Below are 25,972 nucleotides of genomic sequence, written 5' to 3' on the forward strand. Positions count from 1 at the left end.
AAACGTTTAGATTATTCCCCTTAAAGTTGAGCATCTGGTCTACTAATTGCAAAAACAGTTTTTCTTGGGGAGCAGAATTCATGACCGATCACAAATGGATTATTGATGTATTAGAAGACCTGGAAACGTATGCTGCAAGCAATGAGTTAGATTCATTGAAGTGCCTGTTAGGCGAAGCGCGCCTAAAGGCTGAAACCGAGTTCAAAATGTTCGCCAATTCTAATGAACGAGTGCTGAACCACCCAACTGCTGAAAGGTTCAATTGAGGTTCAGACCTTGAATTGAAAGCGCATCAGCAGCGCCTATCTGGCGGATTTACCTGCGCCAAAACCTCCCGTCCAAAGAGGGTGATTATCACCTTTGGACCGCCTGCAATCCCTTCAATTAGTCGAAGCGACAACAAAGAGCGGAAAGCGTCGGTGAACTCTTCCGGAGCCATCACGTTCTCGCGTCCAAAGAACATAAGAAGCTCTGCTTCGTCACCTGTTAGGCCTTTTGCAATGATATCTGCTGCTCTCTCAGTACTCACGGCCAGACTCTTTGCGAAGAACATGACTTCGTAAATGCGCGTGATTGCCTAGCTATTACTTTGATCATCAAAGTTGCCTAGGACGCGGCAGTCACCACAAGAGCGGCCAAAACAGCCGAACCTGCCCAGAGCAGAAGGTTTCGGGCTTCAACGACTAAGCTCTCATTGCCAGTAATAGCTGCTGCACCCAGTGCACATAGAAGTAAGACGAACAGACAGACCGACAATCCAAAGACAATTGCCGTAAGTACTCGGACAAAGAAAGAGGCTGATGTTTCACCGTCCTCTCGCGCCCATGTTCGATTGCCGTCCACGTACTCTTTGCCATTCATAGCTCCACCCCCGAACAATAGATCAAAGTATAATGGTGACCTGTTCTTAATCCGAGATTGGATGGCTGGTGAAAGTGACAAGCTTAATTGACTTAGTGGAATGATGCGCAAAAACATCAGTAATGAGCAGAGCCTTGCCAAATGAGACCAAACGACAAGCGAGCAATTGCCGTCCGAAATCATGATGTCAGTTTAGTCTCGTTCTCTTATCTTGAGTGGGAGCAAACAGCTCCAGGACGGTCTCTTCAAACTCTTGCAACATGTCGGGGCAATCGAGTGAGCGGTCTACCCACCCTTCATTCTCGACAGGTCTAGAAGACAACTGACGGGTAAGCGCGTTCAAATGCGTAATTCGGGAATTCTTAGATTTGGACATAATCGAAAACCATCGTTTGAATAGATGCCACTTTGTAAAGCCGTACTATTCCCCCGGCTATTCGGGGATTCCCGTATCGCGAAAACGGTGGTGGACTCGGGGTGAGGTTGAAAAAATAGGGAGTGCGTCCGCTGGCTTAGGCTACAGGTCCGCATTGGGCTCAAAGCAGTCATCCGACACAAATGGATTAGATTCCACTTCCTCATCCACCCTTCACTGCCGAAAATAGCGCTGCAACTTGCCTGTGGAGAGCATGCTGCAACGCTATAATAAATCAGCCAGGGTTCGTGACGTGTGCGCGGTTAATTGGGGATGCGAGACACGATAACAATCACACCCAGGCCTTCAATCACTCTTTACCCCCAGTACATCGAGAAACATTCGGAAATCGTACCATTACCCACAACCTCATCCTTGGCCGACGTCGCATCGGAGTAAATACGTGTGATTGCCTAGGCGTGGTACGCAAGCGTGCCGGAAACCTTCAAGCGCGTGCTCTTACGTCAGATGACGGGTTTGTTCACAAGAGCTGTTGTCAGACCAAGTTAACCACTGACAGCACGAAACTTCGAAACAAGACGGCGAGAAACGCAAAACCTGCGGACAAAATTACTAACCGTCCAAACTTTGGAGGGTGGAAGGTTTGCGGTTGTCGTTTGCAGGAAACAAAGTTGACCCTCATTGACGATTTCAAAGAAATTCGTGCGAGATTCACATAACTTGAGCGGGATAACGCCGAGTTTACATGGCGTGTTTCTAGGTTTGGAGTTCGTTAGCTTTCTATTAATAATGTTGACTCATTAAAGCTAAAGAAATTGTAAAATCAGGAGTAAAACATGGACACGAATGAGCTGCTCGTACGAACCATGAATGCCGCCAAAGAGGCCCGCGAAAGAGGTTTTGACAATACTGCCAGTGCTCTTGATGAAATAGTGGAAAGCTTGCTGGAATTATTGAATTCAAGAACCCAATCAATGGGTGAGAAGCAAGCAAACATCGGTCCGGATTTCCTCCATCTTCACTAAGAGCAGTTTTGGAAGTTCACTATCCCGAAGCGGAAATTTATCTCCTGTTAATCATAATCCCCAAGGTTGTGTTGTGTGGTGGGAATCACTCATGAACACGCCTTAGGGATGCAAAAGAATGACGAACTACAAAGATGCACTTGTTCTGATGAACGACCTCGAAGAATTCGCCGAAACTCACAGGTTTCCTGAAGCCGAAAACCTGATTGCAAAGGCCAGGATGGCTTTGGAGAAAGACCTAGGCGGCATGTTCCCTCCTGTTCGAAAACCGCTCAAGTCATCACAGGTCTACCTGATCCAATAGTTTGGCCCTCGAAAGCACGTATCGCATTTGCTTTGCGGTCTTGGGGCTGCATGCCGCTAGTAACCACATATCAATCAAATGGCCTGGCCCCTTGCAATTCATCCATAGGGAGGCAACGTCCACACAGAACTCTTGGTCTTCATTTAATTCTTCACACGGTTTCCTACGACGTCGGAGCAGTTTTGAACTGTCACAGGACATTACCAGACCAATGACAACTGTGGACGCTACAATAAACACGGTCGGCCTCGTTTCATTCTATTCATGAAGATTAACGATTTGCATAGCAGACGTTAATTTTCGGTTACGCCCATGCACGATTTCTCCGAGACTGAAAGCAGCACTTCCTTAACGCCGTCCAGCTACTGACTTGGCGTACCTGTGACCAGACTGTTTCCAAACCTGCCCTCAATCCCGCGCGTCATTTCTGGTACTCTTCGCCCGTTAGTAGTTTCGGAGATTTACCAGTGAATAAGCGAAAAGTTGTCGCCGAGTTGATCCTGCGTATTGAGCGCCTGCGTTCCCAGGGTCGAACAAATCAGGACGTTCATCAAAGCCTCGTGCAAGAGGGTTGGGCCATCGGTGCCGTGCGCGAGGCAATGGCGGAAGTCTAGTCAGGCTCCTTCAATATCTGCCGGGTCCGATTGAAGCGTGGGCATAAGTACCCTGTCACAATTCGAGGTATCGACTCACTAAATGTTCTTGATATGTTCCCAGTTCATGTTGTGAGTTTGGAACGCCGCATTGCCCGCTCAAAGACCCTCTGGCAGTCGTACAAGAAACCGATTGATGCGGGATGCCGCCCGGGACGGCATGCTGATAAAGCTGCGTTGCGGCCTGTGTCATTGCTCCGCAAACTATTGGGCGGTTGATTTGATGAAGGTCGTGGGGCCACTTCACCAGGTTTATATACCACCCTTTCCGTGCTCACGCTGCAAGACTGCCGAATACATCCATGTCAGATGGACCGTACCAGCAACTTCCGAGCTACAGACCTTGACGGTGAGGCGTCCCGTAAAGCAGGTTTCCAAGTGGATCTGGCGTAACGAGAAAGCCTGAATTGCATGTGCAACCTATACTCCAGCACGACCGCGCAGCAAGCCATGCGGCAGCTATTCAAGGTCGATGCCGACCGCGACCACTTGGGAAATGCAAAACCTCAGGCCGCTATCTGGCCCAAATACGAAGCACCAGTGGTTCGCCTTACAGATGATGGTGACAGGGAGATGCTCTACATGAGATGGGGGTTTCTCACACCAAAGGTATCGAAGACGACTGGCAAACCCCTCTTTCCCTCTGCCTGGAATAACGCCCGCGCCGATAAGGTCGTGAGCAACGGCCTCTGGAAACAAAGCTTTCAAGAGCGGCGCTGCCTGGTTCCGGCGTCCAGTTTCAGAGAAGCCAAGGGGCGCAATCCTGCGACAGATTTCTGGTTTGCCCTGAAAGGCGATGAGCCACGGCCACCGTTCGCCTTCGCAGGCATGTGGCGCGGGTTTCAGCCTGGACTAGACGGTGAGATAGAGCAGCAGCTTACCCACACCATTATCACCACGACTGCTAATGAAATCGTCAAGCCGGTCCATGCCGACCGAATGCCGGTCATTCTGAACCCTGAGAACTACGAGGCATGGCTGCACGGCTCGGTGGACGATGCTCTTGCACTGCTCAAGCCATACCCTGCAGAGAAAATGCGAGTTGTACTGGAGGGCGTAGGCGTCCGGGAAGATGAATTTTAGCCTAGTCCAAGCTTCCGGACATGCCCGCAAAAGGTCGTGTCGCACATTGGCCAGACACTCGCTTCCAACCGACTGCTATTAACAATTCTGGCGCTTGCTGGTAACGTAGCGTTCTTCTGAAAGTTGATTTGATAGCAAATGAAAGAATTCTGGGAAGCGTATTGGGGAGACATGTCCGCAACCCTTTTGGGTAGCTCTACTACGCTTGCTTTATCATTGACTGCTGCGTCAGTTATAGCTGTCGCAGGCGCTTCATTCGCAAAGCTCCGAAGCCCCGGCTTACGCTTTTTTGAGATACTCGGAGCGGTAGGCGTATTGACCTTTATCGCGTTTCTTGCCGGACACTACGCAACAAACTCTCGGTCTTCAGCAGTAGGCGACTTTGGCCCCGTGTTGCTGGGTGGTTTCGGAGCCCTTTTTGCGCTGAGCTACATCCAGGAAAGGGTCGCCGTCGTTTTCGCAGGTGTGGCGTCAGTTGCATTCGTCACAAGCTTCTTTTTGGGTACAGTGCTTGGTGGATACCATAGACACTTGAATGAAACTGTTCGAGCACTTGAAGCCAAGAAAGAGAGCGACAGAGTGACTGCCGTATTTGCAGACAAGGCAGTGGAAGCTATTGCAAAACTGGTGATGGTTCCCAATCAGTCGATGGGGCCATTTCCAGATCTGTCATTCGAGCCAAGCCCTGAAGCGGCCATTGACGAACCAACAAATCAAGAAGAACTGGCTAGGGACAAGTTTCGGTCAACCGGCGGAAAATAGCACTCCCATGGGGCGACCTGCTTAAGTTCATCCAACACTACGCCCTTATCCAGGTCTGTGCCTCTGATGGCGTCTCGGACGCCCTCTGCACGGGATACGGCGCGGTTGATGGCGCACTTCGGAACGCCGGTGGTGTCTTCCGTATCTGCTGCGAACTGCTTATTGCCGCGCCCGGTTAAAGTGGGACAAGTTGACCCACTTTCTTTGCGCGTCTCCCAGAGATCCTTACGCTTAGCCAGGTGCTCCGCCTGCTGTGTTGGCATAGCTCCAATATTTATGGCATCTCAAGAGGATGTTTACCTACGCCGCTTAGTTGTGGCGCATGTCCAAATCTGAAAACGCCAATTCGGAGATTCAATCTCCGTCAGGCCTTATGACGGAAGATTCGACTGATGAGTTCGTTTTCCGCTGCCACGACGAATTGAACACTCGGCCAACGAAGCGCTATGTGCGAATGCCAAAAACTCCTCGTAGAGCCAAGAAGGCTAAAGCTGCTCTAGTTCAAGCAAGGGCTCAGGTAATCTTGTTCTTGCGGCAGCAGAGTAATCCTAATTCCGAGTAGCCAACATCGGCTCCTCTCTGATGATGTATCAATGTCCGGTTTGAGCCCATACCGGCCATTCGGCAGGGTTTTTTGGGGGTTTTGCTTTTTCGAAAGGTCTTGGTGGCAAAATCACCATCAAACTAAATGAGGAAATCCACGGATGAGATTGGTTGCCTTCGTTTGCCTTCTGTTTGCAACCTCTGGTGCGGTTGCTGAAACCAAAGTGACCTTCGCGCTGGCGAACAACTATGAACCGCTGATGGCACAAGATGGTGGTATCGCTGGCGAAATCCTCAAGGAAGCAAATGCGCGCCTACCTGAAGGTTATACGATTGTTGTCGAACTTGCCCCTTGGGCGCGTAGCGTCGCACGGGTTGAAAGAGGCTAAAGGGCGCTCGCTCAAGCGTTCTCGCCTGCTCGTGCCGGACCCGTTAACTCAAATTCAGTCTTTATCTGACAGAAATCTCCATTGGAAAAAACTGATGATGAAATGGGTAATCTAGCACGCATATTGGTAGCCGCTCTTGTCTTGGCGACACCAGCCATGCTCATCAGTTTTGCTAGCTACTACTATAAGGTCCCTCACCTCAAACCTTTGGCTCCATCAAAGGAAGTCCCTACCACAGTCGAAGACGTACTGGATGGCCACGGCTTTAGTAGTATCGACGTCCAGATTGGATGGGGTGTCGATTGGAATGGCCCAATGAGCCAAGCGCAATTCAGCGAAATCATTACTAAAACACTAAGCCATCAGACGGAATTGTTTCACTTGGAATACAACAGCGTTCCTGGTGAATTGATTGAAGTGACCTTTGTCGTTGGCGGGAACAGTTATGGGCCGTTCTTACCTGGTCAGATGGTTGCTGGCATCAAATCTGCTCTTATGGCCTTGAAGATAACGAACGAGCCTTTGAACTAGCTCAAAGACGAGATTTGTGCTTAAAGACCCAGTTTTCTAGATTAGTACCCCTGATAGCGTCTCGGGCGGCTTCTGTGACGCCCTCTGCACGGGATACGGCGCGGGTAATCGTGGACTTATTGACGCCTGTCGCATCGGCGGTTTCAGCCGCAAATCGTTTTTCGTGCTGTGGCTTCTTGGTGGTGCAAGTTGCACCAGCTAACTTGCGCGCCTCCCAAAGTTCCTTGCGCTTAGAAAGGTGTTCGGCCTGTTGTGTTGGCGTCAGTTCCGACCGGATCAGGTTTTCATCTATCTCCCATAGCTGGCGGTCGAACCCAAGGATGGGATCAGCTCAACCAGCTAGTGCAGGGCGTTCAAGTCTGTGGAGCGTTTTCGATGTGGCAGCTCCAGATGTTTGAGCAGGTCTTTCTTCATTGCCTGCCGAGCTCTCCAAATTAGGTCATCAATCTCGGGGAAATGATGCTTCTTTGAGTAGGTCTCGCAGTCATTAAGTATGACTTCACAGCGTCTATAAATCGTCATTTTGTGTGTTCCCCAAAAACATTCGAGCGGCAGAAACACAACCTTGACGGGATTGGTTAATAAAGTATGAACTAGCTCTTTATCAAAGGTATAGGTCTTCTCTCACTAGTGAATATGCATCACACTAGAGCGAGAGTTCGGGCGTTTCTCGCCTGGAGATTGAACGTGCGCATTCATGTACTCCAGTAGCTTTTCTACGATTTCATCAAAGGCATCGGCGGTGTCTTCACAACCTTGTTCTCGTGCACGCTTGGCAGCATTCGAGGTTCGTACCAGCAGTCGTTGAATATCCATGATTCACTCCTGATTTCTTAGTAATTTGTCGAGCAATGGAATCAATTTCTTAACAAAATACTAATGATTTCTTAACGTTACCCGAAACGGGAGAATCTCGGCGCTATCTCGCTTACGTAAGGGAAACTTTGAATGATTCTGCTGGATTTCAAAACCAGCTAACGACACCCGATGCGAACGGATTTTAGTCACCTTGCGCCATCGCCCCCACGGTCCCTGCGAGATACCGCGACAGTATCCGCTCGTTCTTCGGCGCATTGAGGCTAAGTGGCCTGCCGAGGAGTACCTTCATCAATTCCGGGTCCTCGATGGCATCCACGAGGATCTGACGCGCCCTGTCGTTGGTGAGACGTTGCAGGAACCGGTTTAAGAATGACACCGCGAAACACGCTGACAATAGGGCGTGACTCACAGCCAACAAATCTAAATGCTGGAAAGCATTGGAATCACATGGATAGGGGTGAACGTCCGCAAGTTGCTATCCGAGAGTGGCAGCGGTGTTCTTTTAAACGATGCTTGTACGTTGTTGGATATTTACAATTGCACTTGGACTCTTAACACTCTCAGGGCAGGCCCAGGAACAGGCAGGCGGCACCGGAAGGGAAGCTGAAAGAAATGAGCAACCAACCCAGACACTTCCTATTCCTATCCCGATTGAAATCGTCGAGGATGAGGCCGCCGCCGAGGCCCGCAAGAATAGCGAAGAGGAAACCCGCCAAAGGGAGATAGATTACCTTGTCATCCAAAAGGAAATGAACGCGACCACACAATCGATTGATGCCGCTACGCGCGACATGAGGGATTACGCGCTCTATTCCACAGTATTGGTCGCCATCGGTACTTTCATGCTCGCGGTCACTCTTTCCCTGACTCGTCAGGCCAATAAAGCCGCGATGAGAATGGTTGAAACCCAGCGGGCTTGGATGTGTTTCGACAACTACGACGCGCATCCAATGGGTAGCGGCAAACATGCAACTCGGGGCGAATACAAGGCGGGATATTCTTTCACGCCAATTTGGAAGAATACTGGTAAGTATCCAGCAAAAATTTTGACCGTTTATACTACTTGGCGCTGGGAAGACGGAACTGAATCTCGCATCTTCATGCGTCCAGATGACCTTTTCACGACAAATCAAGGCATAGTTGGACCGGAGCAGATGATTAGAGGACATCAGATATTCTTCTTGGATAAGGAGAGCGAAAGACTCCTGTCTCAAGAGGGTGTCGCCGAGGTTTACGGGCTTGTCGAATACGAAGACGGATTTTCGAAGGATATCAGACACACAGAATTTGATGTTAAATTTTGGATATCCGGTTTCAAACAAGATGAAATGGGGAGGGGCGTAATTTACATGACACAAACCGCCCATGTGGGGAAGCAAAACAATGCAACTTAGTGCAAGGGCCTTTATCATCCTTCACCTCCAACCATGGCCTTAGCTTGTTTGAATCGCTCAATCGGTTGAATTCTGTAGAATGTGTTGAAGACAATACCATTCATACTCGCCACCCCTCCGGCACCACGGCCTCCGGCTCAATGCCACCCTTGCCATCCGGCTTAGGCATGACCCGTGTGGGCAAACCCAATCCTTCCTCGTATTCCATCAGGATGCTGTAGACCGCCATTTCTAATGCGAAGCAGATATGATTTAACGCGGCTCCGCGCGCCGGTTTCGACTGAGGTGTTCAAAGGTCTCGAACATCTGCGCTCAACACAACTACCGTGTTGCCAGCTAGCGATAACTGCTCTTCGATGGATTCTCTGTATTCACGCACAAATCGGAGCTTGAATTTGTCAGTACTCTCGTCCGCAAGCCGTTCAGTCTGATAAACGGGCATGTCATCCACACACGCGACAGCGCTACCACACTGCTCGCCTTGATATTCAACCTCAGGCGTTACAACTAAGAACCCGCTGTTTGAGCGCTCTTCTAATTTCTTGATTCTCGTTTTTATGCGCATTGGTTACTCTCCTTTGGAGTTTTGAATACGGTGGTCAGCTTGTGAGGCACTCAAGTGTGGGTATTCAGCTTGCAATCGCCGCCGAAAGTCGTCGAGTGTCTCACCCTCTTCACTGCCAATACCGTGGAATGGGCCACCTTTGACAAAGGCTACAAACGGCCCTTCCTCGGCCTCGCCGGAATGCTCTGCGCCATCAGGCATCAACGACACTAGAAAAACGATATCCGGCCAGGCAGGACCGTCCTTACCGTGAAGTCCTTCCAACTTCTCCAACCGACGTGTGAGTGATGTATTCATTTCTTTCCCTCCAGAGCCTCAATCCGTTTCTCCAATGCCGACGTTTCCAGCGTGCGCCGGTAGCTTTCGACAAGACCCATTACGCTTGCTGCCTCCAGTGGGGTTAGCTCTCCTCCTGAGACTGCGTGTAGAACCGCCTGGGCAGCATCTGCGGCCTCACTGGCAGATTGCATAGAAGGCAGGTCAAACTTGACCGGCGTGTCTTTCCGAGGTGGCGCTATCCTCTCTAGGCAGAGACGTAGTGCCGCCATGTCGCCTTCGAGGCCCAGCTCAATCGCCTTGCGAGTCAGGCCCTCTGCCTCGCCTTGCAGTAATTCCTCGATCGCCAAGGTGGTCTTATGGCGGGCGCCTTTGGGCCTGCCAGGATTGCCCTCGGCAAACTTGCCTGTCTCGTCTGTGTACGTTGTCTCAACGTTTTTACGTGTCATTTGCTGCCCTCCTGCATTGATTGCACCGCCGCCCGGAACTCAACGACGTTGCCGTAGCCCTGCGCCTTCGCTGCCATGTCTTCCGCCCGGTCGCGCGATAGCCCGGCATCAAATTCGATGATTGCGGCGCGTTCCTCAAAAATCTCCGGATCAGGGGGAACCCGATTCACCCGATTTGTCCGATTCCTGGCCTCATCCCCTTCTTGAATCGGGTGAATCGGATGAATCGGGCTGCCCTTGATCTCAGCTAAAGCCGCCTGTGCATCAAAATACCGAGCCATCAATCTGCCCTCCGAACTATCTTCCAAGCTTCCTTTCGGTGTTTTCCCTGAACCATCGCGCCGCCTTCCAGTGGCAGGAGCCATCCGTTCTTTTCGAGATGCGGAATGATGGCGCGCGCTTCCTTGGCCGTCTTGATATTGGCCGCACCGGCATGAACGATTGCCGACGGCGTTATGTGGTCCTCAGGCCAACGTTCCATCAACCAGAGACGCAGCTTCTCGGCTTTGCGCACATCTGCTGATATCGACGCGCCGTTCTTGAGCCTGGCAGCCTCAGAGAGATATCAGTCGGCCAGTTCAATACCGTTGGTGATCCGTTCTGACGTGATCTGCGTGTCACCTGCATAAACGGCTAGCACGCCAGCAATGCGTGCCGCTTGTTCTGCTGCTTTAGAGGCAAAGGCCGTATCCTCCGACAGCTCGCAGCCAGGTGCCTGCTTGCGCTCCAATTCGTTTGCGAACTTCCTCAGTACCCGCTCGGCTTCAGGCTCCAATTGAAGAACCGGCAGGTCCAACTCGTTGCGGCTGCCTTCGGCCAGGGGAAGCTCTGCACGCAGCAGTTCACCCAGACGGCTTGTGTAGACAGCCAATGCGGCGTCGGACTGAACCGAATGCGCCTCGCGCAACCGCGTGCCAATCGTACTGGGGGGATGACACAGCAGGAACCGGGCCAGGAAGCCCTGATCGCGTGCGGTGGGATCGCTGAGAAGCGTATCTGCGATGATTGGCTGAACCATCAGGTGAGCACTGAGCCTGCGACCATAGAAGGTTGCAGCGCCGTCCCCCGCACGTGTGCGATTGATGGGTGCGCCGTCCCAGAACTTGGACAGACCCGCGACGGTCTTCATGCGGTTTTCGCTGTTCATCGCGTGACCCCCAAGAAACTGTCCGGCCTCATCGCTGAAGATGCCCAGAGACGGGCGGGACAGTGCGAGGTTCTTGGTCAGACCCTCAAAGGTAGGGTCAGTGGCCGTGACAAAAGGTAAGAGCGGTTCTTCTGGCTGTGCCTCAAGCGCCGCCAGGTCTGCCTTGGCCCCTGCCGCCTTGATGTCATCTCGCCCGCTGGCTTCACGGATAAGCTTGGTGCGGGTCTGCTCCCAGATTTCCAGGTTGTCCTTATGGCTGGCATTGTCTTCCCGGTAGGCATCTGCCAGCGCCCGCTCGAACATCCGAACCGGCTCCATGGCCAGAGCATCGCAACTGGACTTGCGCTCACCTGATTTTGCGATGGTCAGAGCGAAGAGGGACAGCGGGCGGATGCCACCCAGTGTTTGAACATCAAAGAGCGCCTGTGCTGCGAGCGATGTGGCCGACAAGAGCGACTGCGCCCCGATGGCAACCGGGGCCTGCGTCTTGTCCTGAATAGCCAGTGTGGCATCCATAAGCGGACCCATGGCTGCAACCGGGAACGGATCGCCCAGGGGTATCTCATGGATCAGGGGCGTTGGGTCTTCTGCCGGGATGTTATGCCCATTCAATCCAAAGGTCATTCCGCTCTCCCGGCAGGCCTGATCTATCTGTGCAAAGGAGTTCATGCCGCTCTCCGTTGCACATGGTTGAGAAAAGCAGACTGGTCATTTGCCGAGAGCCGGTTGAACCCGGCTAGGGTGCAGGCCTTGATGTCGGGATACTCTGCCCATGAGGCCCAATGTGCCGCCTCGTCAGCCGAGGACAGCAGCGGCGGCATTGGTGTGCCACCTGTCGGGAACACAGCCTCCACAACCATTGCAGCCTGATCTGGGTCGAGGGATTTGAGGGCGGCGAAACTCAAGGCTGCGCGTTCCTCATCGGTCAGACGTGCTGACCAGACAGCGGAGGCGCCCTCCCAGGCGTCATGCCCGCCGATGGTAAGGGCAAAGGCCATGCAGCGGACGGCGCGCTTGTTGGCGTCTGAAAGATACTGGTTGCTCACTTCAAACCCTCCCCTTTGCGTTCCGGGAAGTTGGTCAGGATACGCGTCGCCAGTTCCCCGATGGGGATGAAACTGCCGATACGTTGCGGCACGTTTGAGGCCCGCGTGGTACGGGCCGTCTTGGTTGCTGGTTTTGTTTTGGTGTTTGTCATCCTGCTCGATCCTTCTTGCAGGACGAGCGCAGAAACTGTATTCTAGGTGCACCACACACCCTAAGAATACGCCCCTGTTCGCTCGTCGGATAGGGGTTTTCATTTACGCAGCTTCACGCTTAGCTTTTGCATCTTCGATTGCGTCGGCAATTTCTGACATGGACCATCTGGTCATGCCGCCGATTTTTACGGGCTGGGGGATGGTTCCGTCAGATACACGACGCCAAACTGTGGCTACGCTGCAGCCATAGGCGGCTGCCGTGTCCTTTACTGAAACTAGTCTGTCAAAAGACTGTAGGGCCATTTTCAACACCTCGCGGTTGGTTGCGACATGTTGAGAGAATGAGATGCCAGCTAAACTAATTCACGGATATCTAGGCTATAAATCTGGCATCCAGGTTTCTTTTTCATCTTCACGCTTATTGAGGCAACTCACCCATGCCTTAAAGCAGCTTTCAGTATCCCAACCTCGTTCGGTTGCATCGATCAAATCCGCTACAAATTCAAAGAACGAGCTGCCTGGGCTCGGTTGTTTAGGGGGAATTTTCTTCGCCAATCGCATCCACAATCTTCTCGCATTCGCGATGAGCACCAACTTCTCCAATGTTTCGTTGGAGCGCTGTTGTGCGCTTGAAGGTGTCAACCCGCTAAGAAATTCTTCTGCAACCGACGCGCAGTTCTGGCGGCCACCAAGAGAACTCTGGTCTAAACTGATTTGATCTGGGTCTTGTCCAAGATAGTGGCCAACGAGAGTCTGGAGGTGAAGAAAAAACGGATCGGGAACCACAAGCGGCTCAATCTCGGGCTCAAGGCTAAAAGGTTTCAAACCTCTCATCGCAGGAGATTTCTTAGAATTCTCTGAAAACGACGTTTCGAGATTTCGCTTGAGCACTGGGTGCAATGCGCCGAAAGCACTCCAAGCGGTTCTGATAGCATTATCTAATTCACTTAGGTGTTTTGACTGCTCAGCCTTGTTGACGACATCGATGGTGTCGAGGTCGGTTAAGTCATCTGAATTGACTAATAACAACTCCCATTCACTAAGAGAATTCCCGGGGAAGTGTTCATCAATCACTTTCTGGAAAGCGCCCCCTTTCCAACGGTCACTCACCGCACCATCCTCACAACTTCATCAGAACCACCGGTCACATGATCGGCCCAGCGTTCCATCAATGCGCGGCGCTGTTCCAGGAAATCCGTCCGACGATATGCTCGTGCGACTTTGCTGCCAGTAACATGCGCGAGTGCAGCCTCGGCAACTTCCTCCGATACGTCGGTCGCTTCGGCACACCATGTTCTGAAGCTGGACCGGAACCCGTGAGGGCGGAACTCAAACCCCCGACGCTCCATCAGCCTACTCATGGTGGCATCGGAAATCACACCCTTTCGCTGGCTTGGGAAGAGATAGCCATCTCGCGCAAGCGGTATTGCCTGCTCGATCACTGACAGGGCTTCCGCTGAGAGAGGAACTCTGAACTCGGCCTCATGGCCCTTGAGTGCCTTCATGTTTTTCGCAGGTACAATCCACACATCGTCTTCAATTTCATCCAACCGGCAGAACCGGATCGGCTTTGACCTGAGATTGGTCAGGATGAGTAGTTTCAAAGCAAGGTGAGTTATCGTGCCATCGCTAAGGCTCTCGTAGAACGCTGGTACTTCACTCCAGGGCATGGAAGGTATGTTTTGGATCACATGTCTAGTTTTACCTAGCAACGCTTTGGCTTTTTCCGTTGCCTGAATATCCACATCCAAACCCATCGCAGCAGCGTAGCGCATTGTTATCCGCAGACGGTTGAGCGCCTTCTGGGCGGTGTCAGCTTTCTCGTGCCAGATTGGCCCTAGAGCATTCTTGATATCTCGCTGGTCAATATCCTCGATGGGGACTTTTCCAAGTTTTGGCAACACATATAGCTTGAGTGGAGTAAACCAACGGCCAGCTTTCCCGTCGTCACGCAACTGCGCTTTCCGCGCTTCGAATGCCTCCTCGGCAACTGTCTCAAGCGTGTGGTCAGCCTTTGCGGTCTCGCGGCGTTCGCGCTCCCGTTCCTTTATCGGATCTTTGCCCTTCCGTACCAAAGCGCGCCACTTCTCTGCTTGATCCCGCGCTTCCTTAAGGGATACGCCATTCAAGCCCTTGCTGTCGTAACGCCCCAATCCCATCTCTCGGCGACGGCCATGTACCGTCACACGAAGAAACCACTGACCGCCGCCATCTGGACGAATATGTAACCATAGCCCACCACCATCCGAATACTTGCCTGGAGCGACGCTCTTAATCTTGGCGGTGGTTAGTTTGCTCAATGCTCTCATTATTTCTATCCACCCTAATGTCCACCCCTAGATATAGTATAGCGTGAGATAGGATGAAACGGTTTGAAACATTAAATTGCAGTAATATTTTGGATTCATTAGATTTCTGACACAGCATGACACCACATGATATAGTATTTCAATGCTCCCCAGCAGCACCATCCGACACCGTCTTTCCAAACTGTTCATCCACGCACCTTCGGGCCCGCATCTGCATGCGGCGGGCGGGTTTGCTAAAGTTTGAAGAAACTCCACGCTGTCATTAGCCAAATCTTGATTGCTGTCCGATATGCCCCGCCCGGTACAGTGTTAGTGGAGACGGCGCATGGACGTGGTCAGCGGGCTTTGGATCCTGTTATGCGGATTTATGGTCCTGGATATGCAAGCGGGCTTCTTGTGTCTTGAGGCGGGCATGGCCCGTGCCAAGAACGCATCAAATGTCGCCATGAAAAACGTCAGCGACATTTGCCTGGCAACGCTGGCCTTTTGGGGAGTTGGCTTCGGCCTGATGTTCGGTGCGACCTCTGGCGGGATCTTTGGCACCTCGTTCTTTGCACTCAGCGAAGAGACGGCCCTGACGCAGATCGCGCCGTTCCTTTTCTTCCAGATGGCATTTGCTGCGACCGCGGTGACGATCATCTCTGGTGCGGTTGCCGAACGGGCGAGTTTTCCGGCCTATGTCGCGATGAGCGTGGTCCTGGCGGGCCTGATTTATCCAATGGTCGGCCACGCGGCCTGGGGCGGCGGCGTTTTGACCGATCAGCAAGGCTGGCTTCAGGCATTGGGGTTTGTCGACTTCGCGGGTGCCACCGTTGTTCATTCGGTCGGGGGATGGGCTGCTCTGGTTTACTGCATCTTGCTGGGCGCCCGCCGGGGCCGCTTCGGAAAGGGCAAACGGCGGTTCGAAGCAAGCTCGATTTCGCAGGCCGCTCTCGGTGTTGTTCTGCTCTGGATCGGGTGGACCGGCTTCAACGCCGGATCGGCGATGGCCTATAACGAAGCGGTGGCACCGATCATCATACGGACCTTGCTTGGTGCGGCGGCGGGTGGGGCCACGGCGTTGCTGTTCTCCTTCCTCTTTCTTCGCCATGCCTCGGCGCCACTGACCCTGAATGGCGTACTTGCCGGCCTGGTTGCGGGTACTGCCGGTATTCACCTCAGTTCCGGTGCCGGCGCGCTCATGCTGGGCGCACTCGGCGCCAGCGCCATGATCTTTGCCAGCGGCGCCATGCGAATTGTTCAGATTGACGATGTTGTCGATGCCGTATCGGTTCACCTGGCACCGGGCATTGTCGGCACATTGGCGGTGCCGTTCCTTGGACCGGTGGCCGATTTACCAGCCGGAAGCGTGTTGGCGCAGCTTGGCATTCAGAGCCTGGGTGTTTTGGCCTGCGCCGCCTGGACCGTTGGCGCCACCTGGCTGTTTCTGAGGGTCCTGAGCACCGTGACGCCCCTGCGCGTCCGTCCCCGCGACGAGGTGGTGGGCCTCGACAATTCGGAACACAACATCGGCAACGCGCTGCTTGATCTCATCAATCATATGCGCGCCCATCAGATCAGCGGTCAGTTTTCTACCCGGGTCAAGGTCGACCCCTCGACCGATGTCGGCCTTCTGGCACGAAGTTACAACAAGGTTCTCGAGCGCGCCGAAGAGGAGATCGAGGCGCGAATGACCGCCGTGCGCAGTGAGCGGATGATGCGCGAGATGGTCGAAAACTCCTACGACGCGCTGCACAAAGCGCAAAAGGAAAACGCCCACGCGGCACGCCATGACCTTTTGACAGGCCTTGGCAACCGGATGTTGCTGGACGAGATGATCGGGTCCGCCGATGCCGCGTCAGATCCCTATCTTGTGATCGCGGTGGACCTGGACCGGTTCAAAGCGATCAATGACAGGTATGGGCACAATGCCGGCGACGCGGTGCTCAAGGCCGCCGCCGAACGGCTCGGAACGCTGACGCGCGAAAACCGCGATTTCGCCTTCCGCATCGGTGGCGACGAATTCATCCTGTTCATGGAATGGACGGATGTTTCCGCAAAGGCGCAGGATTTCTGCGACACGATTGTTGCCGACCTCAGTCAGCCTGTCCCCTTTGGCAACATCGACCTCGAACCTGGATGCAGCATCGGTTTCTTCGTGCAGGAGACTGGCGGCGATATCAGGTCCAGTCTCAAGCAAGCGGATATGGCCCTTTACGAGGCAAAAAAGGCGGGACGTGGCGTCGCCGTGCAGTATTCGCAGGATATCGGCTCTATCTACACCGCACATGTCGACGAACTCGCTCTTTTCAAGAACGCGATCGCCGGGAACCAGATCTTCACGGTGTTCCAGCCGCAGGTAGATGCCCGGAGCCATGCGGTTGTCGGGTGCGAAGCATTGGCACGCTGGGACCATCCGGAACGCGGCACCGTGGGCCCCGGGCATTTCCTGTCGCTGGCGGATGAGCTGGAGATGACCGCGGAACTGGACAGGTTGATCCTGACGCAGGCGCTCAACGCCTATCGCGACCTCGCCGCCGTGTGCCCGTCGCTGCAATCAATCTCTGTGAATGTTTCGGCAAAACGCCTGGCAGATCCGTTTCTTCTCAAAGAGCTGCGTCAGCTCCCCGAGCTACCCAAGGGGCTCTGCTTCGAGATCCTCGAAACCGCTCATATCGACGAGCTTGACGCCGATCTGGCCGTCACCGTTGCCGAGATCAAGGCCATGGGCATTGCGATCGAAGTGGACGATTTCGGCACCGGGCACGCCTCGCTCGCCAGTATCCTTGCGCTGCGCCCCGACGCGCTCAAGATAGACCGGATGTTCGTAACGGATGTCGAAAAGCACGTCGAACGTGCCAAGCTGGTGAAAACACTGGTCGAACTGGCCAGGAGGTTTGGCGCCGAAACCGTTGTCGAGGGGATCGAAAACGAGGACCAGGCCAAAGCCGTGACCGGCCTTGGAGCAGACCGGCTGCAGGGATACCATTTCGCACGCCCCATGAACCTCGATCAGATGCGGGAATGGCTGCGGACAGATGATGGCGCCTCATCCGTTGCCTGACATTCCGGCAACTACATGCTGAGAGCTTGCAAACAAGGCCTTTCGCCTGTTCCCTATGGCCTCTATAAGGTCAGACAACGCACCGCACTCAAATGCGGGCCTATTGAGCATTAAAACCACAGGACGACGCGTAAAATGTCGATATTGCACAGAATTCCGGGGCTGTTCTCGCAGGATATGGCCATTGACCTGGGGACAGCCAATACCCTTGTTTATGTCAAGGGGCGCGGCGTGATCCTGTCGGAACCCTCGGTGGTTGCCTATCACGTCAAGGATGGCGTCAAGAAAGTCCTGGCCGTGGGCGAGGATGCCAAGCTGATGCTGGGCCGTACACCGGGCAGTATCGAGGCGATCCGCCCGATGCGCGAAGGGGTGATTGCCGATTTCGATACCGCAGAGGCGATGATCAAGCATTTCATACGCAAGGTGCACCGCCGGTCGTCCTTCTCCAAGCCCAAGATCATCGTCTGCGTGCCCCACGGCGCGACGCCGGTCGAAAAACGTGCGATCCGCCAATCGGTGCTGAGCGCCGGCGCGCGCCGCGCGGGTCTCATTGCAGAGCCGATCGCGGCGGCCATCGGCGCCGGCATGCCAATTACCGATCCGACCGGCAACATGGTCGTCGATATCGGCGGCGGCACCACCGAAGTTGCGGTCCTGTCGCTGGGCGACATCGTTTACGCCCGCTCCGTCCGGGTCGGCGGTGACCGCATGGACGAGGCGATCATCAACTATCTCCGCCGTCAGCAGAACCTGCTGGTAGGCGAAAGCACCGCCGAGCGGGTCAAGACCTCGATCGGTACCGCACGGATGCCCGATGACGGGCGCGGCAGTTCGATGCAGATCCGGGGCCGCGACCTCCTGAACGGCGTCCCGAAAGAAACCGAGATCAGCCAGGCACAGGTTGCCGAAGCCTTGGCCGAGCCGGTGCAAGCCATTTGCGAGGCGGTGATGACCGCGCTTGAGGCGACCCCGCCCGATCTGGCCGCCGATATCGTTGATCGCGGCGTGATGCTGACCGGGGGCGGTGCGCTTCTGGGCGATCTGGACCTGGCGCTGCGCGAGCAGACCGGGCTGGCGGTTTCCATCGCAGATGACAGCCTGAACTGCGTCGCGCTTGGCACCGGCAAGGCGCTGGAGTTCGAGAAACAACTCCGCCACGCGATTGACTACGACAGCTGAGGCGACCACCTTTTAATCAAAGGGAGAGCCATTGGCAAAAGACCGAGGACACACTGGCGAATACACCGGCCCGCTAAAGCGCCTGCTTTTCGGTGTGATTCTTCTGTGCCTGCTCGGCATCTTCCTGCTCTGGCGGATCGACAGCCCCCGCGTGGAACGTTTCCGCGCGCAGGTCACCGATACGCTTGTGCCCAATTTCGACTGGGCCATGGCGCCGGTCACCGGCACGGTCAACATCCTGCGGGATTTCCAAAGCTACACACGCATTTACCAACAAAACCAAGAGCTTCGCCGCGAACTTCAACAAATGAAAGCGTGGAAAGAGGCCGCGTTGCAGCTTGAACAGGAAAACGCACGGCTGCTCGACCTGAACAATGTGCAGCTTGATCCGCGCCTGACCTTCGTGACTGGGGTTGTCCTGGCCGATAGCGGATCGCCCTTCCGCCAGTCCGTCCTGCTCAATGTCGGGGGGCGCGACGGGATCGTCGATGGCTGGGCCGCGATGGACGGGCTGGGCCTTGTCGGGCGGATCTCAGGCGTGGGCAACAAGACCGCGCGGGTGATCCTGCTGACCGATACGTCGAGCCGCGTGCCGGTCACGATCCAACCCTCGGGACAGCAGGCATTGCTCATCGGGGACAACACTGCCGCGCCGGTGATCGACTTCATCGAAGACGCCGATCAGGTGCGCCCGGGCGACAGGATCATGTCCTCGGGCGATGGTGGTGTCTTCCCGGCAGGGCTTCTCGTGGGGCAAGTGGCCGAAGATCCCGGCGGGCGGATGCGCGCGCGCCTTGCAGCCGACTATGAACGCCTCAAGTTCCTGCGCGTGCTGCGCGATTACGGCAACGAGGGCATCACCGATCCCGGTCGCCTCATTGCCCCCAAGGTCCTGACCGACCCGACCGAGACACCGGAGACCGCGACTGACGCAACGGCGGAGGGTGGTAATGGCTAGCACTCGTCGCCCATGGTTCATGCGCTGCCTCTTTTTCATCGTCTGCATGGCGCTTCTTTTCGTGCAGCTTTTGCCGCTCGACACGGTGCCCAAGGTCTGGGCCGCGCCGGAACTGGTCGTGGTGGTGACCTTCGCCTGGGTGCTGCGGCGGCCCGAATATGCGCCCCCCATCCTGATTGCGCTGATTTTCCTGCTGGCGGACCTTCTGGTGCAGCGGCCCCCGGGTCTCTGGGCGGCGCTGGTGCTTCTGGGCAGTGAAACCCTACGCAACCGCGCGCCGGGCCTGCGCGATCTGACCTTTCCGGTGGAATGGCTCACCGTTTCGACCACATTGGTCATCATGACACTCGGCTATCGCATCATCCTTGGCATCACTGTGGTCGATCAGGCGCCCCTGGGCCTCAGCTTGATCCAACTGGTGATGACGCTCATCGCGTATCCGCTCGTGGTCCTTGTCACGCAGACGGTCTTTGGCGTGCGCAAGATGGCCCCCGGTGATGTCGACGCGGGAAGGCAGCACATATGAGACGCCCGACCAAGGATACCGCCGACAGCCTGCGCGTCATCACCCGGCGCGGCCTCATCCTGGGCGGCGCGCAAGCCGGGTTCATGGGGCTCCTGGCGCTCAGGATGCGCTACATGCAGGTCGAACAGGCTGATCAGTTCCGCCTGCTGGCCGAGGAGAACCGGATCAACATCCGCCTCATCCCGCCCGCGCGGGGCCGCATCTTTGACCGCACCGGCGCGATCGTGGCCGAAAACGCCCCGGCCTACCGGATCACGATGGTGCGCGAGGACGCGGGCGATGTCGAAGAGGTCATCACCCGCCTGTCGCGGCTGGTCGAATTGGACGAAGATCTACTCAAACGCGCCCGGCGCGAGCTCAGGGAGCTGCGCGGCGACACGCAGGTCACCGTGGCCGACCGGGTCAGTTGGGAAGATATCAGCCGCGTCGCTGTCAACGCCCCCGCCCTGCCCGGCGTCACCCCCGAGGTCGGCCTGTCGCGGCATTACCCCGGTGGCGGTGATTACGGGCATATCGTGGGCTATGTCGGCGCGGTCAGTGATCGCGACCTGGAAAAGATCGACGCGCCCGATGCGCTGCTTCTGATCCCGCGGTTCCAGATCGGCAAGATCGGGCTTGAGGTCAAGATGGAAGAGACCCTGCGCGGCACCGCCGGCACCAAGCGGGTCGAGGTTAACGCCGCGGGCCGCGTGATGCGCGAGCTTGACCGCAAGGAGGGCGAGGCCGGGCAGGACATACAGATCACCATCGACAACAAGCTCCAGGCCTATGTGAACGATCGCCTTGATGGCGAAAGTGCCGCCGTTGTCGTGATGGATTGCCAAACCGGCGACCTGTTGGCCTGCGCTTCTGCGCCGAATTACGATCCCAACCTCTTTGTGCGCGGCATTTCGAGCGCGGATTACAAGGCGCTTCTCGACAATAAATACCGGCCCCTGCCCAACAAGGCGGTGCAAGGGGTCTACCCGCCCGGCTCGACCTTCAAGATGGTCACCGCACTGGCCGCGCTTGATGGCGGTTTCGTGGATCCCGGCGAAACGGTCTACTGCCCCGGGCACCTCCGGGTGGGCGGGCGGCGTTTCCATTGCTGGAAACGCGGCGGGCATGGCAATGTCGATCTGCACAAGTCGCTGCGCAACAGTTGCGACGTCTACTATTACGACATCGCCCAACGCACGGGTGTCGAGCGGATCAGCGCGATGGCGCGGAAACTGGGCCTTGGCGTCGTGCACGACCTGCCGATGACCAGCGTGTCGCAAGGGCTGGCGCCGACAAAGGCGTGGAAGCTCGAAAGCAAGGGCAGCGAGTGGTTGCGGGGCGATACGGTCAATATCGCGATCGGTCAGGGCTATGTGCTGGCCTCGCCGCTGCAACTGGCCGTGATGACCGCCCGCCTGGCGACCGGCAAGATGGTCAAACCGCGGCTGGTGAAATCCGTGAACGGTGTGGATGAGCCCGTTGCGCCCGCCGAGGATCTGGGCATCAACGAGAACCTGCTGCGGCTGGTGCGCAAGGCCATGTACGCGGTGTCGAACAACCGGCGCGGCACGGCCTATCGCAGCCGTATCATCGAAGACGCCTTCAAGATGGCGGGCAAGACCGGTACCAGCCAGGTCCGTAACATCACCAAGGCCGAACGCGCGCGCGGCGTGACCCGCAACCGCGACCTGCCCTGGGAACGGCGCGACCACGCGCTCTATGTCAACTTCGCGCCCTACGACAACCCGAAGATCGCCGTTGCGGTTGTGGTCGAACATGGCGGCGGCGGCTCGACTGCGGCAGCGCCGATTGCCCGCGACGTGACCTTGCAGACGCTTTATGGCGGCGAACCTCCACTCGAAGCCTACCCCGCCGCCGATCGCGCCCGGATCAAAACGCAGCAGGAAAAACTGCGCAAGGCCCGGCCCGAACGCAAGAAAGACAAGAGTGACCGCGCATGAGTTATCTTGAATATACGGTCAAGACGACGCCCACGGGGTTGCGCAAGGTGCTCTACCTCAACTGGCCGCTCATCATCCTGCTGATCGCCGTGGCGTCCGCCGGGTTCCTGATGCTCTATTCCGTCGCGGGCGGGTCGTTTTCGCCCTGGGCCGCGCCGCAGATGAAACGCTTCGCTCTAGGCATCGTGCTGATGATGTTCGTGGCCATGGTGCCGATCTGGTTCTGGCGCAACATGTCGGTCGTGGCCTATATCGTCTCGCTGCTGCTCCTGGTCGCGGTGGAGCTTGTGGGCGTCGAAGGCAAGGGCGCGCAACGCTGGATCAACCTCGGTTTCATGCGCCTGCAACCGTCTGAGCTGATGAAAATCGCCCTCGTCATGGTGCTTGCGGCCTATTACGATTGGCTCCCGCTCAAGAAAACATCGCGGTTTATCTGGGTGGTGATCCCGGTCATCCTGATCCTGATCCCGGTGGCGCTGGTCCTGAAACAACCCGACCTCGGCACGTCGATCCTGCTTATCACCGCAGGCGCGCTGGTGATGTTCCTCGCGGGCGTGCATTGGGGATATTTTGCTGTCGTCACGGCGGCGGTCGTGGGATTGGTGACGGCGGTGTTCCAAAGCCGGGGGACAACCTGGCAATTGCTCAAGGACTATCAGTTCCGACGTATCGACACCTTCCTCGATCCGGCGAGTGACCCGCTTGGCGCGGGCTATCACATTACGCAGTCCAAGATCTCGCTCGGCTCCGGCGGCTGGACCGGGCGGGGTTTCATGCAGGGAACGCAATCGCGGCTGAACTTCCTGCCGGAGAAACACACCGATTTCATCTTCACCACACTGGCCGAGGAATTCGGCTTTGTCGGCGCGTTTTCGCTTCTGTCGCTCTATGCGTTGATCGTCTTTTTCTGCATCATCGCGGCCCTGTCGAACCGCGACCGCTATTCATCGCTGCTGATCCTCGGGATCGCGACGACGTTTTTCCTCTTTTTCGCGGTCAACATGTCGATGGTCATGGGGCTGGCCCCGGTCGTCGGCGTCCCCCTGCCCCTTGTAAGCTATGGCGGCTCGGCCATGCTGATCCTGCTTCTGGGCTTCGGCCTGATCCAGAGCGCCCATATCCATAAACCGAGGTAGAGTTGATGCCCGTCAATGTCCTCTTCGCCGCCCTCCCGGAGCGGTGGGAAACCTACGAGACACCCCTGAAAAACGCGCTCACCGCTGCGGGGGTCGAGGCCAACCTTACGCTTGATCTGCCACCCGGTGAAGTCGATTACATCGTCTATGCACCCAATAGCGACGTGCAGGATTTCACCCCCTTTACCCGCGCCAAGGCGGTGCTGAACCTCTGGGCCGGGGTCGAGGATGTGGTGGGGAATGAAACGCTCAAAATCCCGCTGGCGCGGATGGTCGATCACGGGCTGACGCAGGGCATGGTGGAATGGGTGACGGGCCATGTCCTGCGCCATCACTTGAACACCGATCTGCATGTGCACGGACAGGACGGCGAATGGCGTCGATACGTGCCGCCGCTGGCAGGCGACCGTCGCGTGACGGTGCTGGGCCTCGGCGCGCTTGGGTCTGCCTGCGCCACGGCGCTGGCCAATCTGGGTTTCGACGTGACCGGGTGGAGCCGGTCGCCCAAGGATGTGGCCGGGATCGCCTGTCTCTCTGGCGCGGAGGGGTTGACCAAGGCGCTGCGCCAAGCGGAAATCGTCGTGCTACTCCTGCCCTTCACTCCCGAGACCGAAAATACCCTGAACGCAGAGACACTGGCGCAAATGCCCAAGGGTGCCATCATCATCAACCCCGGACGCGGTCCGCTCATCGACGACGCGGCGCTGCTAGAGGCGCTAGATAGTGGGCAGATCGGCCATGCCACGCTTGATGTGTTCCGGGTGGAGCCGCTGCCTGTGGATCACCCTTACTGGGCGCATCCAAACGTCACCGTGACACCGCATATCGCCTCGGAAACCCGCGCGGAGACCGCCGCAGAGGTCATTGCCGAAAACATCCGCCGGGGTGAAGCCGGGGAGCCGTTCTTGCACCTGGTAGATCGTGACTTGGGGTATTGATTATCGCAGAATAGGCGGCTTGTCCGGATTTGATCCCGGTGCCGCGCGGAGCGTGACCTCGGCCTGTGGCAAATCAAACCGCAACCCACAACGGGCAAGACTGGCAGCAGTCGGGTCACTTGCCTGGAAGAACCCCACATCAATGGACCCCGCCTCCAGCCCGGAAAACACCAGCGCCTGCGCGACCGTATGCGCCAGCGCCTCTTCCGCGCTCGGACGCGCATTGATGATGCCCAGCATGTGGCCCGTCGCGCCGTTTTCGTAGGTTGCCTGCACCAGGTAGGCCAGGTCGGCCAAGCCTTCGGCAGCGGCAAGACGGGTATCAAGGATCTGCAAAAAAGCCTCGGGCAGCCCGGTGGGCGCGGCGAATGCCTGCACCTTGGCGGTGATTTCTTCGGGCGTGGCATCCATCTCGGCCAGCCATTGCACGGCTTCGGGGGGCAACAGGATCGAGGATGGCGCCACGTCGAGATTGAACCCCATGCCCAGCCCCTGCGGCGCCAGCATCTGGCAAATCACCCGCCCGGAAAGCGCCGCGTAGGGGGAGGTGATGCCGGTAAACTGGCTCAGCCGGTGTTCCTGGTCGAAAGCCAGCACGAAGGAATGATCGGAGAGGTCGAACACGTGCGGCGAGATCTTGTCATCCACCGGCTCGGCGTCGAGCAGCAGAAAGAGCTCGGTCCCGGTCAGACGCTCATAGAAGCGGCGGCGCGCCTCATCATCCGCATCCTCGGCCTGCATCGCCGCAAAAGCCGCATCGAGAAGTGTTTCAACCATCAAGGACCTCGCGAACCCGGGTGCGCAATTCCGGCAGAAGGTCTGTCTCGAACCACGGGTTTTTCTTGATCCAGCCTGTATTGCGCCAGGACGGATGAGGCAAGGGAAAGAGGTTTGGCGCATGCGCCTGCCATCCTTTGACGGTCTCTGTCACGCCGCTTTTGACGCCCATGTGGTACTTGTGCGCATAGCCGCCCACCAACACCGTCATGTCGATCCCGGCAAGGGTTTGCATCACCTCTTCGTGCCATGTCTCGCCGCAGATCCGGGGTGGCGGCAGATCGGACCCCTTGGCGTCATACCCCGGAAAACAAAACGCCATCGGCACGATCGCCACGCGGGATTGGTCGTAGAATTCATCGACCGAAAGCCCCAGCCAGTCACGCAGTCGGTCCCCAGATGGATCATCGAACGGTTTGCCGGATTTATGCACCCGCATCCCCGGCGCCTGCCCCGCGATCAGCAATCGCGCGGAAGGGCGAAACCAGGCCACAGGTCGGGGTTCATGCGCCGTATGGGTCGCGGCAAAACGGTCGGCACAGAGGCGGCAGGCGGATATTTGATCGGTAAGCTCGGTCATGGTGATCCCAGGAGAGTCTGAGATTACCTAGGTGAAAAACGGCAGATTTGCACGGCGCCTGTGAATAGAAGGTCAAAAACAAACGATCAGCCAGGTAATTTGAACGATGCTGCACCGAGTGATTGGATCACGCCGAGACCGCAGTCATTCTATTTCGACAAAACTCGAAATAACGGTTGCGCGTCATTTTTTATTTCGATAATTCTA

31 protein-coding genes are annotated in these 25,972 nt (G+C 56.2%); 15 read left to right on the top strand and 16 right to left on the bottom strand.

Translation table 11 applies throughout. From position 1 onward, the window contains the following. The first annotated feature begins 80 nt into the window (after positions 1–80). Positions 81–266: a hypothetical protein gene (locus RBB29_RS03475; protein WP_306112784.1), complete on the top strand. Its 186-nt coding sequence runs from the start codon at positions 81–83 to the stop codon at positions 264–266. A gap of 26 nt (positions 267–292) precedes the next feature. On the opposite strand, the gene RBB29_RS03480 is transcribed toward RBB29_RS03475, so the two are convergent. Continuing rightward, complete coding sequence (locus tag RBB29_RS03480; RefSeq protein WP_306121102.1) at positions 293–529, bottom strand: hypothetical protein; 237 nt, start codon at positions 527–529, stop codon at positions 293–295. Between the two features lie 1,544 nt (positions 530–2,073). Between RBB29_RS03480 and RBB29_RS03485 the strand changes: the two genes are divergently transcribed. From RBB29_RS03485 to RBB29_RS03510, 6 genes are all read left to right on the top strand, one after another. Next, positions 2,074–2,262: a hypothetical protein gene (locus tag RBB29_RS03485; protein WP_306112786.1), complete on the top strand. Its 189-nt coding sequence runs from the start codon at positions 2,074–2,076 to the stop codon at positions 2,260–2,262. 118 nt (positions 2,263–2,380) lie between these two features. Continuing rightward, positions 2,381–2,566, top strand: coding sequence for a hypothetical protein (locus RBB29_RS03490; protein WP_306112787.1), 186 nt, complete (start codon positions 2,381–2,383; stop codon positions 2,564–2,566). A 1,064-nt stretch (positions 2,567–3,630) separates the two neighbouring features. After that, positions 3,631–4,302, top strand: a complete 672-nt coding sequence (locus tag RBB29_RS03495) for an SOS response-associated peptidase (RefSeq protein WP_306112788.1) — start codon at positions 3,631–3,633, stop codon at positions 4,300–4,302. A gap of 138 nt (positions 4,303–4,440) precedes the next feature. Next, complete coding sequence (locus RBB29_RS03500; RefSeq protein WP_306112789.1) at positions 4,441–5,064, top strand: hypothetical protein; 624 nt, start codon at positions 4,441–4,443, stop codon at positions 5,062–5,064. A 704-nt stretch (positions 5,065–5,768) separates the two neighbouring features. After that, positions 5,769–5,996, top strand: a complete 228-nt coding sequence (locus RBB29_RS03505) for a hypothetical protein (protein WP_306112790.1) — start codon at positions 5,769–5,771, stop codon at positions 5,994–5,996. A gap of 81 nt (positions 5,997–6,077) precedes the next feature. Further along, positions 6,078–6,527 (top strand): hypothetical protein, encoded by a 450-nt coding sequence (locus tag RBB29_RS03510; protein ID WP_306112791.1) that lies wholly within the window; start codon positions 6,078–6,080, stop codon positions 6,525–6,527. Between the two features lie 627 nt (positions 6,528–7,154). On the opposite strand, the gene RBB29_RS03515 is transcribed toward RBB29_RS03510, so the two are convergent. Together RBB29_RS03515 and RBB29_RS03520 are read right to left on the bottom strand one after the other, a co-directional pair. After that, positions 7,155–7,343 carry a hypothetical protein gene (locus RBB29_RS03515; RefSeq protein ID WP_306112792.1) on the bottom strand — a complete coding sequence of 63 codons (189 nt, stop codon included), beginning with the start codon at positions 7,341–7,343 and terminating at the stop codon, positions 7,155–7,157. Positions 7,344–7,527: 184 nt separating this feature from the next. Beyond that, on the bottom strand, positions 7,528–7,722 hold the full coding sequence (locus tag RBB29_RS03520) for a hypothetical protein (RefSeq protein WP_306112793.1): 195 nt from the start codon (positions 7,720–7,722) through the stop codon (positions 7,528–7,530). Between the two features lie 133 nt (positions 7,723–7,855). On the opposite strand from RBB29_RS03520, the gene RBB29_RS03525 reads away from it, so the two are divergent. Beyond that, a complete protein-coding gene (locus RBB29_RS03525; RefSeq protein ID WP_306112794.1) occupies positions 7,856–8,740 on the top strand; it encodes a hypothetical protein in 885 nt (294 codons plus the stop codon). A gap of 289 nt (positions 8,741–9,029) precedes the next feature. Here RBB29_RS03525 and RBB29_RS03530 read toward each other — a convergent pair whose 3' ends face one another. The 11 genes from RBB29_RS03530 to RBB29_RS03575 form a co-directional block, all read right to left on the bottom strand. Then, positions 9,030–9,305 (bottom strand): hypothetical protein, encoded by a 276-nt coding sequence (locus RBB29_RS03530; protein ID WP_306112796.1) that lies wholly within the window; start codon positions 9,303–9,305, stop codon positions 9,030–9,032. 3 nt (positions 9,306–9,308) lie between these two features. Next, positions 9,309–9,602 carry a hypothetical protein gene (locus tag RBB29_RS03535; protein WP_306112797.1) on the bottom strand — a complete coding sequence of 98 codons (294 nt, stop codon included), beginning with the start codon at positions 9,600–9,602 and terminating at the stop codon, positions 9,309–9,311. Next, the gene (locus tag RBB29_RS03540) at positions 9,599–10,030 is read right to left on the bottom strand and encodes a DUF5681 domain-containing protein (RefSeq protein ID WP_306112798.1); all 432 of its coding nucleotides are present in this window, start codon (positions 10,028–10,030) and stop codon (positions 9,599–9,601) included. The genes RBB29_RS03535 and RBB29_RS03540 overlap by 4 nt, the downstream gene beginning before the upstream one ends. Then, positions 10,027–10,311 carry a hypothetical protein gene (locus tag RBB29_RS03545; protein WP_306112799.1) on the bottom strand — a complete coding sequence of 95 codons (285 nt, stop codon included), beginning with the start codon at positions 10,309–10,311 and terminating at the stop codon, positions 10,027–10,029. The genes RBB29_RS03540 and RBB29_RS03545 overlap by 4 nt, the downstream gene beginning before the upstream one ends. Beyond that, positions 10,311–10,544: a hypothetical protein gene (locus RBB29_RS03550; protein ID WP_306112800.1), complete on the bottom strand. Its 234-nt coding sequence runs from the start codon at positions 10,542–10,544 to the stop codon at positions 10,311–10,313. Before RBB29_RS03550 ends, RBB29_RS03545 begins: the two co-directional genes overlap by 1 nt. Positions 10,545–10,595: 51 nt before the next feature. After that, on the bottom strand, positions 10,596–11,801 hold the full coding sequence (locus tag RBB29_RS03555) for a YfjI family protein (protein WP_306112801.1): 1,206 nt from the start codon (positions 11,799–11,801) through the stop codon (positions 10,596–10,598). Between the two features lie 41 nt (positions 11,802–11,842). After that, positions 11,843–12,223, bottom strand: a complete 381-nt coding sequence (locus RBB29_RS03560) for a hypothetical protein (RefSeq protein WP_306112802.1) — start codon at positions 12,221–12,223, stop codon at positions 11,843–11,845. Next, positions 12,220–12,375, bottom strand: a complete 156-nt coding sequence (locus RBB29_RS03565; RefSeq protein ID WP_306112803.1) for a hypothetical protein — start codon at positions 12,373–12,375, stop codon at positions 12,220–12,222. Before RBB29_RS03565 ends, RBB29_RS03560 begins: the two co-directional genes overlap by 4 nt. A gap of 103 nt (positions 12,376–12,478) precedes the next feature. After that, on the bottom strand, positions 12,479–12,679 hold the full coding sequence (locus RBB29_RS22270; RefSeq protein ID WP_371931407.1) for a helix-turn-helix transcriptional regulator: 201 nt from the start codon (positions 12,677–12,679) through the stop codon (positions 12,479–12,481). Positions 12,680–12,754: 75 nt separating this feature from the next. Then, entirely contained in the window at positions 12,755–13,486 is a 732-nt protein-coding gene (locus RBB29_RS03570; protein WP_306112804.1) for a hypothetical protein, read from the bottom strand. Beyond that, positions 13,483–14,685, bottom strand: a complete 1,203-nt coding sequence (locus RBB29_RS03575) for a site-specific integrase (RefSeq protein WP_306112805.1) — start codon at positions 14,683–14,685, stop codon at positions 13,483–13,485. Before RBB29_RS03575 ends, RBB29_RS03570 begins: the two co-directional genes overlap by 4 nt. A 325-nt stretch (positions 14,686–15,010) precedes the next feature. Between RBB29_RS03575 and RBB29_RS03580 the strand changes: the two genes are divergently transcribed. The 7 genes from RBB29_RS03580 to RBB29_RS03610 all read left to right on the top strand — a co-directional run bounded on the left by RBB29_RS03580 (position 15,011) and on the right by RBB29_RS03610 (position 24,408). Continuing rightward, positions 15,011–17,728, top strand: coding sequence for an EAL domain-containing protein (locus RBB29_RS03580; protein ID WP_306112806.1), 2,718 nt, complete (start codon positions 15,011–15,013; stop codon positions 17,726–17,728). A gap of 135 nt (positions 17,729–17,863) precedes the next feature. Then, entirely contained in the window at positions 17,864–18,910 is a 1,047-nt protein-coding gene (locus RBB29_RS03585) for a rod shape-determining protein (RefSeq protein ID WP_306112807.1), read from the top strand. 31 nt (positions 18,911–18,941) lie between these two features. Then, the gene (mreC, locus tag RBB29_RS03590) at positions 18,942–19,868 is read left to right on the top strand and encodes a rod shape-determining protein MreC (protein ID WP_306112808.1); all 927 of its coding nucleotides are present in this window, start codon (positions 18,942–18,944) and stop codon (positions 19,866–19,868) included. Then, complete coding sequence (locus RBB29_RS03595; RefSeq protein WP_306112809.1) at positions 19,861–20,394, top strand: rod shape-determining protein MreD; 534 nt, start codon at positions 19,861–19,863, stop codon at positions 20,392–20,394. The genes mreC and RBB29_RS03595 overlap by 8 nt, the downstream gene beginning before the upstream one ends. Then, on the top strand, positions 20,391–22,334 hold the full coding sequence (gene mrdA / locus RBB29_RS03600; protein ID WP_306112810.1) for a penicillin-binding protein 2: 1,944 nt from the start codon (positions 20,391–20,393) through the stop codon (positions 22,332–22,334). Before RBB29_RS03595 ends, mrdA begins: the two co-directional genes overlap by 4 nt. Beyond that, a complete protein-coding gene (gene rodA, locus RBB29_RS03605) occupies positions 22,331–23,470 on the top strand; it encodes a rod shape-determining protein RodA (RefSeq protein WP_306112811.1) in 1,140 nt (379 codons plus the stop codon). The genes mrdA and rodA overlap by 4 nt, the downstream gene beginning before the upstream one ends. Before the next feature lie 5 nt (positions 23,471–23,475). After that, complete coding sequence (locus RBB29_RS03610) at positions 23,476–24,408, top strand: glyoxylate/hydroxypyruvate reductase A (protein ID WP_306112812.1); 933 nt, start codon at positions 23,476–23,478, stop codon at positions 24,406–24,408. Here the strand turns inward: RBB29_RS03610 and RBB29_RS03615 are convergent, their stop codons facing one another. Beyond that, on the bottom strand, positions 24,409–25,185 hold the full coding sequence (locus tag RBB29_RS03615; protein WP_306112813.1) for an SseB family protein: 777 nt from the start codon (positions 25,183–25,185) through the stop codon (positions 24,409–24,411). Continuing rightward, on the bottom strand, positions 25,178–25,765 hold the full coding sequence (locus RBB29_RS03620) for a uracil-DNA glycosylase family protein (RefSeq protein WP_306112814.1): 588 nt from the start codon (positions 25,763–25,765) through the stop codon (positions 25,178–25,180). The genes RBB29_RS03615 and RBB29_RS03620 overlap by 8 nt, the downstream gene beginning before the upstream one ends. Positions 25,766–25,972 lie beyond the last annotated feature (207 nt).

The sequence above is a fragment of the Roseovarius sp. MMSF_3359 genome (assembly GCF_030733385.1).
Classification (GTDB): domain Bacteria; phylum Pseudomonadota; class Alphaproteobacteria; order Rhodobacterales; family Rhodobacteraceae; genus Roseovarius.